General features: G+C 61.9%; 13 protein-coding genes. 11 read left to right on the forward strand and 2 right to left on the reverse strand.

The genetic code is table 11. The features are described from left to right. Nucleotides 1–18 precede the first annotated feature (18 nt). Genes E0E00_RS15390 through E0E00_RS07405 form a run of 4 tightly spaced genes read left to right on the forward strand, consistent with a single transcriptional unit; the run spans nt 19 to nt 2,867 of the window. Nucleotides 19–468 carry a PTS sugar transporter subunit IIA gene (locus E0E00_RS15390; protein WP_130811899.1) on the forward strand — a complete coding sequence of 150 codons (450 nt, stop codon included), beginning with the start codon at nt 19–21 and terminating at the stop codon, nt 466–468. Between the two features lie 48 nt (nt 469–516). Continuing rightward, the gene (locus tag E0E00_RS07395; RefSeq protein WP_207302701.1) at nt 517–819 is read left to right on the forward strand and encodes a PTS sugar transporter subunit IIB; all 303 of its coding nucleotides are present in this window, start codon (nt 517–519) and stop codon (nt 817–819) included. Nucleotides 820–821: 2 nt separating this feature from the next. Further along, entirely contained in the window at nt 822–2,096 is a 1,275-nt protein-coding gene (locus E0E00_RS07400; RefSeq protein ID WP_130811900.1) for a PTS ascorbate transporter subunit IIC, read from the forward strand. Between the two features lie 27 nt (nt 2,097–2,123). Beyond that, nucleotides 2,124–2,867, forward strand: coding sequence for an SIS domain-containing protein (locus E0E00_RS07405; RefSeq protein ID WP_130811901.1), 744 nt, complete (start codon nt 2,124–2,126; stop codon nt 2,865–2,867). Nucleotides 2,868–2,997: 130 nt separating this feature from the next. Here E0E00_RS07405 and E0E00_RS07410 read toward each other — a convergent pair whose 3' ends face one another. Continuing rightward, nucleotides 2,998–5,043, reverse strand: coding sequence for a methionine--tRNA ligase (locus E0E00_RS07410; protein WP_130811902.1), 2,046 nt, complete (start codon nt 5,041–5,043; stop codon nt 2,998–3,000). Nucleotides 5,044–5,240: 197 nt separating this feature from the next. Between E0E00_RS07410 and E0E00_RS07415 the strand changes: the two genes are divergently transcribed. The 5 genes from E0E00_RS07415 (at nt 5,241) to queA (ending at nt 9,625) form a co-directional block, all read left to right on the forward strand. Further along, on the forward strand, nt 5,241–6,017 hold the full coding sequence (locus E0E00_RS07415; protein ID WP_130811903.1) for a YwaF family protein: 777 nt from the start codon (nt 5,241–5,243) through the stop codon (nt 6,015–6,017). Beyond that, a complete protein-coding gene (locus tag E0E00_RS07420) occupies nt 6,014–6,565 on the forward strand; it encodes a DUF3267 domain-containing protein (RefSeq protein ID WP_130811904.1) in 552 nt (183 codons plus the stop codon). Before E0E00_RS07415 ends, E0E00_RS07420 begins: the two co-directional genes overlap by 4 nt. A gap of 61 nt (nt 6,566–6,626) precedes the next feature. Continuing rightward, nucleotides 6,627–7,499, forward strand: a complete 873-nt coding sequence (locus E0E00_RS07425) for a PHP domain-containing protein (RefSeq protein WP_242622184.1) — start codon at nt 6,627–6,629, stop codon at nt 7,497–7,499. Between the two features lie 231 nt (nt 7,500–7,730). Continuing rightward, nucleotides 7,731–8,444, forward strand: coding sequence for an epoxyqueuosine reductase QueH (locus E0E00_RS07430; protein ID WP_130811905.1), 714 nt, complete (start codon nt 7,731–7,733; stop codon nt 8,442–8,444). 14 nt (nt 8,445–8,458) lie between these two features. Continuing rightward, on the forward strand, nt 8,459–9,625 hold the full coding sequence (gene queA, locus E0E00_RS07435) for a tRNA preQ1(34) S-adenosylmethionine ribosyltransferase-isomerase QueA (RefSeq protein ID WP_130811906.1): 1,167 nt from the start codon (nt 8,459–8,461) through the stop codon (nt 9,623–9,625). A gap of 46 nt (nt 9,626–9,671) precedes the next feature. On the opposite strand, the gene E0E00_RS07440 is transcribed toward queA, so the two are convergent. Continuing rightward, a complete protein-coding gene (locus E0E00_RS07440) occupies nt 9,672–10,937 on the reverse strand; it encodes a hypothetical protein (protein WP_165443612.1) in 1,266 nt (421 codons plus the stop codon). A gap of 257 nt (nt 10,938–11,194) precedes the next feature. Between E0E00_RS07440 and E0E00_RS07450 the strand changes: the two genes are divergently transcribed. After that, on the forward strand, nt 11,195–11,467 hold the full coding sequence (locus E0E00_RS07450) for an HPr family phosphocarrier protein (protein ID WP_130811909.1): 273 nt from the start codon (nt 11,195–11,197) through the stop codon (nt 11,465–11,467). A gap of 156 nt (nt 11,468–11,623) precedes the next feature. After that, on the forward strand, nt 11,624–12,763 hold the full coding sequence (gene tgt, locus E0E00_RS07455; protein ID WP_130811910.1) for a tRNA guanosine(34) transglycosylase Tgt: 1,140 nt from the start codon (nt 11,624–11,626) through the stop codon (nt 12,761–12,763). The last annotated feature ends 539 nt before the right edge of the window (nt 12,764–13,302 follow it).

The raw sequence follows: 13,302 nt of genomic DNA on the forward strand, positions 1-13,302 counted from the left end.
CTGAAGAAAGAGTTGCTGATGCAATCGCAATCTCCCGTGAGTGTCGGAATTGACAATATCCGTATCGGCCTCAAAGCAAACGATTGGGAAGACGCTATCAGGCAAGCGTCAGAGCCGCTCGTTGGGTCAGGGGCAATTCGCAGCAGATACGTTGACTCCATGGTCAATAGCGTCAAGGAACTCGGCCCTTACATTGTCTTAATGCCAGGATTCGCGCTTGCCCATACCGCCCCATCTTCTGAGGTATTGCGCACGGACATCTCAATCGCCGTATTCGATTCTCCCATTTTCTTCAATTCTGAAAATGACCCAGTGTTTGTGGTGATGTGTCTTGCATGCAAGGACAAGGCATCTCACCTCGAGAGACTGCAGCACGTCGCACGCAAATTCCTCGATGACGCTCATCTTGTGAGGCGTATTCGAGAGTGCAAGACCTGTGACGAGCTCTCCACTCTGCTCAATGAGTAGGGAGTTGGAATACAACGAGGGGCCATTGCCCCGGAAGGAGGCAGTACGGTGAGACGCGTTCCCAAGATTCAAGCGGTGTGTGGTTTTGGGTGTGGTTCTTCTCTCATGCTGCGCATGAGCATAGAAGAAATCGCCAAAAAGCACGGGGTGGAAGTCGTGGTGTTTTGCGGTGACGTTTCCACGTGCTCCGCAAATACGTGCGATGTCATCTTTTGCTCGGTTGACCTTTCCGATCGGGTCCGCCAGCACGCGAAGGTGCCGGTTGTTGCCATCAATCGTCTTATGGACAAGCAGGAGGTCGAAGAAAAGTTTCTGAAGTTTATTGATGAATTCGAGGGAAAGGGTGAGTAGCAATGGCCGTACTCAGTTTCATCGTTAACGACATCTTTGGGCAGGGCGCGATCTTCATTGCTCTTATCGCAATGATTGGCCTGATATTGCAGAAAAAGCCTTTTGGTGAGATTGTCCGCGGAACGGCGATGACCGCAATTGGCTTTTTCATTCTGACAACAGGAACGGGGATTATCACCGGAAAGTCAATTGATGGCATTTCTGCTGCATTCAATGCAGTCATGCCCCAAGCCGTTCCCTCGACGACGGTGGATATCAGCGCCGAGTATGGCACGCAAATCGGTATCGTCATGATATTGGCCTTTGCGATTAACCTGCTTGTTGCGCGCTTCACAAAGTGGAAGAGCGTGTTCCTCACTGGCCACATGCTGTATTGGTTCCCCTTTGTCTTCATCGCTGCCGGTGTCGATGCGGGCCTCTCCGGCGTGAAGCTCATCGTGCTTGCGACTGTGTTCACTGCTCTGTACATGGTTGTCTCGCCCAACCTCATGCGTCCGTTTGTGAAGGGCGTAACCGGGAGCGATGACTTCACGATTGGCCACCCCACGACATGTCTTTCGGTGATCTCGGGGCTCCTCGGAAAGGCGTTGGGGGATAGATCTCGCTCGACTGAGGATCTTAACGTTCCCAAGTCGCTGAGCTTCCTGCGCGAGATTTCGATCACTGGCTCCATTGCGATCGCTATCACCTATCTCATCATGTACTTCCTGCTTCTGTCCAACGGTATGGATCCCGCAGCCGTTTGGGGATATGCTGACACGACCACCGATGCGTTTGTGTACATATTCCAGCATTCGATCATGTTTGGCGTAGGCATCACTGTCATGCTTCAAGGTGTGCGCATGCTCATCGCGGAAATCGTTCCCGCATTCAAGGGAATTGCCGACAAGGTCGTCCCCGATGCTATTCCAGCTCTCGATTGCCCTGTCGTTTTCCCGTACGCACCCAATGCGCTGACCATTGGCTTCCTTGTTGCAATGGTTACGAGTGTCATTACCATTCTTCTTACGAACGGAATATTCCCCACCGTGGTCATTCCACTCATCTCCACATGCTTCTTTGAGATTGGCACTGCCGCAATTATTGGAAATAGCACCGGTGGAGTTCGTGGCGCAGTCATCGGATCCGCCGTTGCGGGAGTCCTCGCCGTCTTCTTGGTTGGTTTTGGAGCCTACTTCTTCAACAACACGATTCAGCAGTGGATGCTGGTTTACGGTGGCCAGGACTTTGACCTCTGGGGTATTGTTTGCGGCTCTATTGCTCGACTCATTGCTTAGAGACGGGTTCTCATGGGAGAGGCAACGATGGAGTTTGAGTACTTCGACCACGTCGAGGCAATTCTAAAGAAGGTCAGGTCTAGTGAGACGGCAAACATGCGTGCCGGCGTTGACCTGTTGGAGAAATGCGTGGTGGGTCATGGTTCGATTTACATCTTCGGCGCATCCCATGCGGGAATCCTTAGTCAAGAGATGTTTTACCGTGCCGGCGGTTTGATGCTAATCAATCCAATCTTTGGCAAGGAGGTGTCGGTCGAAGCGAGTCCGATTACCCTAACCAGTGATATGGAACGCCTCGTCGGATATGGAACCGCACTTGCCAGGCACCGTGCGGATTTTCGGAGGGGTGATGTGCTCATCGCGCATTCGGTATCAGGGCGCAATCCGGTCACGGTCGAGGTTGCCCAGGCTGCAAAGGACGCAGGGGCAAGCGTGATCGCTTTGACCAACCTCTCCTACTCCAAGACGGTCTCCTCGCGTCACCCCTCTGGAAAGCGACTCTTTGAGCTTGCCGACGTGGTGATAGATAACCACGGTGATGTGGGAGACGCGACAGTTCCAATCACCGGACTTGAACAGAAAGTTGGACCGACGTCGACCGTTGTGGGCGCTGCGGTTCTGAATGCGATGATCGCCGAGCTCGTTCAGCGCCTTGTCGATGGGGGAATGAAGACGCCGCCAGTCTTCTACAGCGCGAATATCGATGGAGGCGATGAGCTCAACCGTTCGCTCTACGAGAAGTATCGGGATAACATCAAATACGCATTCTAGGGAGCTTTGCAGTAATTCCTCGACAATGTCGCTCTATCGGAGCGGCCAAAAGAGGAGCCGCTGCCAAGCATTGCTCTGGGTACCACGCACAAGAAGAGGGGCGCCTTGCTGGTGTCCCTCTTCTCTCGTCTTACTTCTGGCTTGGGTGCCTCTCGAAGAAGTCGAAGCGAGGCGGCAGCTCGGGCAGCGCGTGCTCGGCAGGGTTCTCGCCAAGCGCCTGTGCCAGCTGCGCGGGGGTCTCGAACGCGTGGTCCCACGAGAAGAACGCGTCTGCCGAGAAGCCCAGGTGCTCGCAGATCTTCTCGCAGCCAGCCGGCACCGCAGGGTGCATGAGCAGGGTCACCGTGCGTAGCGCGGCAAAGGCGTTTGCCAGCGCGTGCTCGTAGGCGGCATCGTCACCCTTGGCGGCCTTGGACTCGTCGCCCCAGCGGCGGTTGGCGTCACGGCAGAAGCCCTCGGCGACAGCAAGCGCACCGTGGGCGTCGAAGGCGTGAGTGTGGCGCTCGTAGGCAAGCGCCGCCTCTCGGCAGGCATCAAGGACATCAGCGTCTGCCTCGACTGTGGGCAGGTGTCCTCCACAGACGTTCTGCGCGCCGTAGATGCAGCTTCTGGCCAGGCGGTTGAAGATGTTGGTGAGAAACGCGCTCTCCTTGAGGGCGGGGTCGACCACGCGCGGGTCGTCCTTCACCAGGACCTCCTCGCCGGTTGCCTTGTCCTTGTGGCTCACGGAGGTGTCGTAGGGCTTGGGCGAGAAGCTCACGGCCTTCTGGTCGAGGCCAAGGCTCAGCCAGTGGCAGCGCAGCTGCTCGGCGGTGTAGTGGTCGAGGAGCTCGGCTGCCATGGGCGGGCGGATCTTGCCCGAGCTCGAGGCCTTCTTGTTCATGAACAGGATGTGGTAGTTGGCCACGGGAATGTCCTGCGTGAGGCCCCAGTCCAGGGCCTTCCACATGGCGGGCTGCGCCACACAGTAGAAGTAGATGTTGTCCTGGCCAATGAACTGATACACCTTGGCGTTGTCTGCGCACCACCAGTCGTGCCAGTCGTCAGACGAGAAGCGCGTGCCGCCATTCTCCTCGTCCAGCGCAAGCGCGGTCTGCGTGAAGCTGATGGGTGCCCAGAGGCTCTCGGGCCAGCACCACACGGTGAGCCCGGTCGTGTCCTCAAGCTCCGGCGCGGGCACGCCCCACCCGATGTTGCCGGTGATGCGGAAGGGCAGAAGCGTCTTGCCGGTGCGGAAGCGCACGCCAGCCGTCTCAAGAACGTTGCGGGCCCCATCACGGTCGCGCCAGTTGGCAAACTCTACGGAGAAGGATTGCTGGCCCCTCTCGGCCTCGTGGAGCTTGTGGGCGGGGAGCCTGTCCTCCACAGCGTTGAAGCCCTCACGGAACTTGCCCTGGATGTAGACGACGGGCGGCACGAGAGACTCGCGTACTGTCTTGGTCACGATGGGCCTCACCTGCGGGTCCACGTCCCATTCGTCCATGAGCTCCTTGAGCTGCGACTCAAACGCCGGCAGGTCAAAGTACCAGTTGTCAACAGGGCGCAGCTCAGGCGTGGTGCCGGTGAGTGCCGAGACGGGATTGATGAGCTCCTCGGGGTCAAACTGGTGGCCCATGTCGCACTCGTCGGCGTAGGCCTTCTCAGACTTGCAGCCACGTACGGGGCAGCGGCCTATGACCTGGCGTCCGTTCAAGAACTGGCCGACCTTGACATCGTAGAACTGACGGGTGCCCATCTTGTGCAGAAGGCCGCGGCCATGGAGGCGGCGCAGGACCTCGGTGGTGAAGCGGGCGTGGAAGTCGCGTGCCGGCTCAAGGCCAGAGCCTGCGAAGAGGTCGAGCGAGATTCCGTAGGCGTCAAGCGCCTCCTTCTGGGCGTCGTGGTTGGCCTGGACGTAGTCGGTGATGGTGCCCTGGTAGCCTTCCTGCTCCACCTTCTTGCGGTAGCCCTCCATGATGGGTGAGCCGTAGCAGTCCGTACCCGAGACAAAGATTACGTTCTTGCTCCCGATGCGGTCGCGAAGGAATCGCGCGAAGAAGTCCGCGGGCACAAAGACACCGCCGATGTGGCCAAAGTGCAGGTTCTTGTTGCCATACGGCATGCCCCCGGTGATGACGGCACGAGCGGGAAAGCTCGGGCGCTCGACGGTTGGGGCGTTCTGGGAATTGTGTGCCATGTGGGACGTGCTTCCTCTTGGTCGTGTGTGGTGCAGGTGATGCCCGTCGTCATGCCGTGCATGCCGCAGGCCACGTGATTATCCCACAACGGACGTATGCACGCGTGGTCTGGAACGGCATTGGTTGGGTACGTTGGAGGGTATGCGGGTGCGATTCTGGCGCTCGTCGCATCCTGGGTGCATCGAAGGGGGGCAGCATGTCCATCGATAAGGTCATTGTCGCGGAGCCTCTGCTCTGGGGCGGCAAGGGCTTTGACATGTTTGGCCCGTGGCACCTGCTCTGGCTTGTCATCTGCGCAACGGTCATTGGGCTTCTCGTGCACGGGTACCGCAGCCTTCCCGCAGACGGTTTGCGGCATGGAGGGAGGCGCCGGCTCGTCCTCATCACCGCTATCGTTCCCAATGCGCTGCTGCTCTTGGGAGACATTCTCAAGGTGCAGACCGGGACCTTCTCGCCTGACTGGTGGCCGCTTCACGTGTGCAACATCGTCGAGTACATCTGTCTGTGGCATGCGCTTGCGCCATCGCGCGTGACCCGCGAGCTGCTGCTCTGCTTTGGGCTTACGGGTGGGCTGTGCGCCATGCTGTTTCCGGGATGGACGTACTGTCCGCCGTATACCCTGCCCTGCATCAGCGGCTTCATGGAGCATGCATTCTCATTCGCCGTGTCGCTCATGGCGCTCGACGACCCACGCGAGGTTCCCCGGTGGCGTGATGCCTGGATATCTCTGGTGGCCTCTGTGGTCTACCTGGTGTCTTTCCGTTGGTTCAACGGCGTGTTCGATACGAACTTCGGCTTCGTGACCAGTCCCGCTGCAGGCTCGCCGCTCGAGTGGTGGGAAAGCGCCTTGGGCAATCCCGGCTACCTCGTCCCATACATGGCCGCGTTTGTCGTTACCGTGGTGCTACTCCATGCCTGGCAGGGCGCCCGCCGCCGTGCCCTTGGGGTGTCACCGAGGAGAGGCGCCTCGTGAGGGGCGTAGGGACTCTCGACATCCTGGGCGACACGCCGCTTGCTCGCCACATGCTGTATCTCTCGGCGGCACTTCTCGCCGCGGGCTTTGTGGGCGTCATCTTCATGCTTGTGGCCTGGGGCTGGGGCGTGGGCATTGACGCGTGGCTGGTGGTCTATGCGGTGGCAACGCTCGTCGCGCTGCCCGTTCACGAGCTGGTACACGCGGCTACGTTCCTGCTGCTCGGGCGTGGACGGGTGCACATTGGCTTTGGCTTTACGGGCGGGATGCTCTACACCAGGGCCGAGGGCGCCACTCTTGCACGGAGTCGCTTCGTGGCGGTGCTTCTGGCGCCATCCGTGGTGGTGACGGCAGCGTTGGCCGTGGTGGGCAGCCTTGTCGCCGGGCCAGCGCTTGCCTGGGCGCTCGCGTGGACGCACCTCTCGGGGTGCGCCGGTGACCTGGCCATGGTTGCGGGGATTCTCCGCACGCCCGGCTGCACACACGTGCGCGATACGGACGCGGGCGTGGAGCTGCTTGCCGCCGATCCTGGCGATGCCTTGCGCTAGAGTGTCTGTGGTCCACGTATCCCCTATGGTCTCCTTGTGTGCTTCTCATGCAGGAATTGCTTTGGCTGCAGTATCTTATGCAGGCAAGGCTGGCGACAAGGACACGGGTAACCGCATGATCAAAGCTAACTTCCACACGCACACGACGCTCTGCGACGGGAGAAACACACCGCAGGAGATGGCGCAGGCGGCATTTGGCGCGGGCCTTTTCGCCCTTGGGTTCTCTGGCCACATGGACCATGACGTCCATATGGATTGGGATGCCTACCTAGCTGCGATTCGAGGGCTTCAGGAAGAGTACCGCGGGCGCATGGACATCCTTCTCGGCGTGGAGCTGGACGCCCTGTACGACCCCTCGTGCTGCCCCGGGGCAGAGTTCAGGATTGGCTCGACGCACTTCGTGGACGTCGATGTGCCATGCAACACGTCGGTCGATTGGTCGCCCGAGAAGCTCGAGGCCCTTTGCCAGGAGGCGTTTGGCGGCAACTGGACAGCGCTTGTCCGCGCCTATTACGAGCTCGAGGCCACAGCCTACGATCGCACGGAGTGCACCTTCGTGGGCCACTTCGATCTGGTGAGCAAGTTCAACGAGGGCGGCAAGTACTTTGACGAGACGTCTGAGGAGTACCTCTCGCCTGCGCTTGAGGCCATGGAATACCTGGTGGGGGAAGGCGTGCCCTTCGAAGTCAACTGTGGCGCCCTGGCACGCGGGCTTAGGAGCCAGCCCTACCCCAGGCGCGAGCTTTTGAGTGCGCTGCACAAGATGGGAGGCCGCATCCTCGTGAACTCCGATGCCCACAGCACAGGCCTTCTCTGCGGCTGCCTGGACGAGGGCGCATGCTTTGCGGCGTCGTGTGGGTTCACGTCAGCGCTTGTCTTGGGACATGACGAGCGTGGCGAGGTCGTTATGCGGGAGGCGCCGCTCGGGGGATAGCGGGGCTGGCGGGCGCAGGCCTCATCGCTCCTCGAGCGTCCCGGGGGTAACATCGTGCTGCGTGACCCTGCTGACATAAACAAGCGTGTGCCTGCACATTCTCGGGCAGATTGCATGCTTGAGGAGGACGCTGCCGGTCGCATCCGCCTGCTCTCCGCGCTATCATGATGGCCGCAGACAGCGGTGCCAAGAAGAGTGGCGTCACGTCAGGGGCAGAACACGGAGGTGCTTGTGAACACGGAAGAGACGCGTGACGTTCGTACGCCGCTCCTCCTGCACGCGTGCTGCGGCCCCTGCTCGATAGAGCCTGTGGAGCTCCTGCGTCGCGAGGGCTTCGAGCCCACAATCTGCTGGACCAACCCAAACATCCAGCCCGTGACCGAGCATGACCGCCGACTTGCCACACTGCGCACCTGGGCGGCAGACGTCGCGCACGTCGACGTTGTTGTTGCCGCAGACAACCGTGCCGCGTGGGAGGCGGGTGTCGCCCCGCACGGCTTCGACCGCGCCGCCCGCTGCCGCGCCTGCTACGCCCTGCGCCTGGCCGAGGCCTGCCGCACCGCGCGCAACCTTGGCTTTACTTACGTCTCCACCACGCTTGCTGTCTCGCCGTACCAGCTCTTCGAGACCTGCGGAGACGCGCTTGCCAAAATCGCTGCCGCCTACGGCCTCACGCCGGTCTGGCGCGACTTCAGGCCCTACTACCCCGAGGCCACCGAGGCTTCTCGCGATCTGGGCATGTATCGCCAGAACTACTGTGGCTGCCGCTTCTCGGCCGCAGAGGCCGCCATCGAGCGCCACGAGGACCGTGACCGTCGCAAGGCCGGGCGTGAGCCGCCCGGGCCGCTGCCTGCGCTGGCTGCGAACTTCCCGCCGCGCGCTAGAATGGGCAGCCGGCGCACAACGCGCCGCACGTCACCTCACCACAGCAGCCCTAGGGCATGAGGAGAGCCACACACATGCGCACCGACGACTTTGATTACCCGCTACCAGACGGGCTCATCGCACAGGCACCGGCAGACCCTCGCGACTCCTGCCGCCTCCTCGTGCTCAACCGCGAGGACGGCTCGCTCGAGCATCGCCGCTTCACCGACGTGATCGACTACCTGGGTTCGGGAGACCTTCTCGTTGCCAACAAGACGCGCGTCATGCCGGCCCGCCTCGTGGGCCACAAGCGCGGAACCGGTGGCGTGGCCGAGACGCTTTTGCTCAAGCGCCGAGAAGACCTGGACCCCTTGGGACACGTGTGGGAGTGCCTCGTGAACCCCGGCAAGCGCCTCCGTCAGCCCGGGACCATCATCGAGTACCGCGCGGGCGGCTTGCATGCGCCCCTCTCCGCCGGGGTCGTGCTTACGGGAGAGATCGCCGACTTTCTCGAGGGCAACCGTGGCGGGCGCCTGGTTCGCTTCGAGCCGCAGGGCGACCGTACGCTGGACGCTGCCATCCACGAGGCGGGGCACGTGCCGCTTCCGCCCTACATCACCAAATACGAGGGCGACCCCGAGAAGTACCAGACCGTCTACGCCATGCACGAGGAGCACTCCGCGGCGGCGCCTACGGCAGGCCTCCACTTCACGTCTGAGCTCATCAAGAGGATCGAGGACAAGGGCGTTGGATGGAAGACGGTAGAGCTCGAGGTGGGAATCGACACTTTCCGCCTGGTGACCGAGGACGACCCCACCAAGCACGTGATGCACACCGAGCGCTACCACGTCCCGCAGGATGTGGTCGATGCCGTTCACGCGACAAAGGCCGCTGGGCATCGCGTGGTTGCCGTTGGCACCACGGCCGTGCGCTCGCTCGAAAGCGCCTGGGACCCCGAGGCGCCTGCGTCGAGGCCCGCCGTCACGGCTCGTCGCTTCGAGGACGCACCCGATTCCGCGTCCGCCACGGGCTGCGGTGACATCGTCGAGCGCCGCGATGCAACCACGAGCCTCTACCTCATGCCGGGTTCCACCTACCACGTGGTGGACGCCCTTATCACCAACTTCCACGTGCCCCGCTCGACGCTCATGATGCTTGTCTCGGCGCTTGCCACGCGCGAGCAGATCATGGCTGCCTACCAGGCAGCCATTGACGAGGGGTACCGATTCCTCTCGTTTGGCGACGCCATGCTCATCAGGTAGGGCGCCGGATTCGCGAACATGCGACACGGCGTGGCCGCCGGCGCCGCTACTGCCCAGCGAACATCGAGACGGCAAGAACCACCACGATCGCCACGATGACGAGAAGTATCGCCATGACGGCAATGCGCACGGTGCGGGTGCGCTGGCGCAGGTCGCGCTCGGCATGGCCCAGTTTCTCCACCTGCGCGCGCTTGGTCGCAAGCTCCCGCTCTCGCTCCGCTATCGAGCCGCGCAGCTGCTCGGTTGCCTGCGGCGTGTCGTGGATGCTTCTTGCCTCGGCGAGAAGGTCGCTTGCCTTGGTGGCATCCGTTCGGGCGCTGTCGCGCAGGCGGTTCGAGCGCTCGATTTCTGCCTTGTGGCGCTCGATGTCGTCGGAGACCTTCTTCTGCCGCGCGTCCGCCTTGGCGCAGAGGTCGTCGTACTCGTCCCTGCGCTCCTTGGCCTCTGCCTGTATGGACTCGGACTCGCGCTGGGCGGTCTCGAGGGACTGCTTCTGGGTCCAGAGGTGCGTCTGGGCATTATCGACCGAGGACTGTGCCTCTGAGGTTGACCTGGTCACGGCCGACTCGGCGGCGCTTACGTGCGAGGCCTCGGCCGCAAGCTCCTGGCGCACCTGCGCGATTGCGTCGCTCTTGGCGGACGGATTGCCGAGCAGCTTGTCCAGCTCGCCTTGGACCTTGCGCTGGCGCTCCTTCGAGTTGTCGAGTGTGCGGTTTGCCGACGCTATGGCCTGCTCGCGGCGGTCTGTCGCATCCTTCACCTGGCCCTCTGCCGTACGCACCGCGCGCTTCGCTTCGGCAACCGTGCGCGTGGCATCGTCCGCGCGACCCTTTGCCGACTCGGCGAGCTGCTTGTAGGGGCGTAGTGCCTGCTCGTCGTCGGCGCGCATCTTAGTGAGCTGGGCCTCGAGGTCTTGCAGCTCATGCGAGAGCTGAGCGGAGCGGCGCACTGCGTCGGCTGCGTGCTTCTGGGCATCGGCGAGCGCTGCGGACTGCGTGGACACAATGCTGTCATAACCACTCTCGATGCCCTCGCGGTGCTTGAGTGCCGCACGCCGTGCCTCGAGGTCCTTCTCTATGGATTCCTGCTGTGCTTTTGCGGAGGAGTATTGGCGTGACGCATCCCGTACGTCGCGAAGGGCCGTGAAGCCCGCGGCAATGCCCCTACCGGCTCCGCGTGCAGCTCCGGCAGCGGCACTTGCCGCTCCGCGTGTGGCACCTGCTGCAGCTCCGGCAGCCGTGTTCGCGGTGCCCGCCGCCTTGCCCTTCTCGACAGTGCCCTGCTCGTCTGTCTTGTCTTTGCCCCAAGCCATGAAGGCTCCTCTCGAAGGCGCACCTTGACGTTGCGCGCTATCTGCTGTGGATGCGATGGCGCTGTGGCCTTGCGGGCCACGCGCCTCTCCATTTTGCCGCAAGAGTCCGCACGTGGTGCCAATCGAGTCGCTTCAGAAGAGTTTGTTCGTCGGCTGTCCATTAAGTGTGTAAACTATACGGACGTTTGGTACGATATAGGCAATTCGGGGAATCACTCCCCGAGCTTAGTCAGGGAGTCTAGAAGGGGAGTTCTACTATGGTTTCCAAGCAGACTACGATCATCAACGCTACCGGTCTCCACGCCCGTCCCGCATCCGTCTTTGTGACCGAGGCCAAGAAGTACCAGTCCAACGTCACCATCAAGAATGTCGACAAGGACACCGCTCCCGTCAACGCTAAGTCCATCATGATGATTCTTGCTGCCGGTCTTGGCACTGGCACCAAGATCGAGATCTCTTGCGACGGCTCCGACGAGCAGGAGGCCCTCGACGCCCTCATCGCCCTCGTCGACTCCGGCTTTGGCGAGTAGGCGCACATAAATACGCATGTGTGAGCAGGCGGTCCGGGTCTCCCGGGCCGTTTTTCATGAGGCGAGGGGGGGCACGGCCGTTCGCGGTCGTGGCAACCGCACTGGCCTGGCGTCCGAAGGCCGAGAAGCCCGAGTCTCGCGAGAGGAGCAAAAGACATGGAGCCCGAGTGGTTCTCCTACGACATCGTCGCCGAGGATTCCGCTACGCATGCGCGCACGGGCGTCCTGCACACCCCGCACGGTGACGTGCCCACGCCCATCTTCATGCCCGTGGGCACAAAGGGTACGGTGAAGGGGGTTCTCGCCCCGCAGCTTTCCGAGCTGGGGGCAAAGATCGTCCTTGCCAATACCTACCACCTCGCCATGCGTCCTGGCGCCGACCTTGTCGCTGAAATGGGCGGCCTTCACGCCTTTACGCGCTGGGAGGGCCCCATCCTCACGGATTCCGGCGGCTTTCAGGTCTTTAGCCACGAGGAGTTCTGCAAGCTCTCCGCGGACGGCGTGCGTTTTCGCGCGGTTGACTACGACGGGCGCTGGTTTATGTGGACGCCCGAGGAGAACATGGACATCGCCCAGAAGCTGGGTGCTGACATCGTGATGCAGCTCGACCAGTGCGTGGGCTATCCCGCGCCGCGCTCAAAGGTCGAGCGCGCGGTTGAGCTCTCTGCGATGTGGGCCGAGCGTTGCTGGAAGGCGCATACTCGCTCTGACCAGGCTCTCTTTGGCATCGTACAGGGTGGCATGGACCTCGCGCTGCGTCGGCGCTCGCTTGAGCACCTGCTTGACGTGGGAGACTTCCCGGGCTTTGGCATCGGCGGCTACTCGGTGGGAGAGGACCACGAGACCATGTTCGAGAGCCTCGAGCCGCTGGCCTCGCAGTATATGCCGCGCGAGAAGCCCCGTTACCTCATGGGCGTGGGCAATCCCACCACACTCGTTCGCGGCGTGGCGTGCGGCGTCGACATGTTCGACTGCGTGCTTCCCACCAGAACCGCCCGTATGGGAACAGCCTTCTCGAGCGAGGGGAGGCTCAACTTGCGCCACGCACGCTTCGCCCACGATGCCGGGCGGCTCGACCCCGCCTGCACCTGCCCTGTTTGCCAAGGCGGATATTCTCGCGCCTATCTGCATCACCTGGTGCGTCAGAAGGAGATGGCCGGCTCGATTCTGCTGTCGCTGCACAACCTGCACTTCCTGCTCGACCTTATGCGTCGAGCGCGCGAGTCGATCGTTGCGGGTACGTACGGCGGGTTTGTCTCGCGCTGGATGGACTCGCCGGCAGCGAGCGACTGGTAGGGGGCGGCAGGCATGCGGGCGGCTGGCGAGAAATCCCGCTCGTGCGTACGCACCATCCGCATCCGTTGGCAGGACCTTCTCGCCCAACTGGGGAAACGCTGGCATGCCGTCAGAAAACGGGGTTGGTGCGCACGCACCTTGGCTCATTTCTGCCCGAAAGGCCCCTCAGCGGGGCCGTTTTGTCAGAAAACCCGAGTGGTGCGCACGCACAACGCAGGATTTCTGACAAGGGCGTCTTGCGACCGGACGGCATGCCGTGATTTCTCGCCGGTTAGACCTCTCTAAGCGTTCGTCTTTTCCAAGACCGTTACCCATTCTGCGGATCATGCCCGCCCATGAATCCGGCGCGCGCCTGAATGTGCCAAATGATGTCATGTCGATCATGAGCCCGGCATGCAGGCCCCATGCCGTCCCCGCCCGGGCCCCCGCAGCGGCAACCATCGGCAAACCTCTATAATGGCCTTCGGAAAAGAAAACAACCACAGTCAGGCGTCTCCCTCGCCTGGACGGCATGTCTGCCGCAAAACGGAAGGTTTGCA

Source organism: Olsenella sp. Marseille-P4559 (assembly GCF_900605015.1).
Taxonomy (GTDB): Bacteria; Actinomycetota; Coriobacteriia; order Coriobacteriales; family Atopobiaceae; genus Tractidigestivibacter.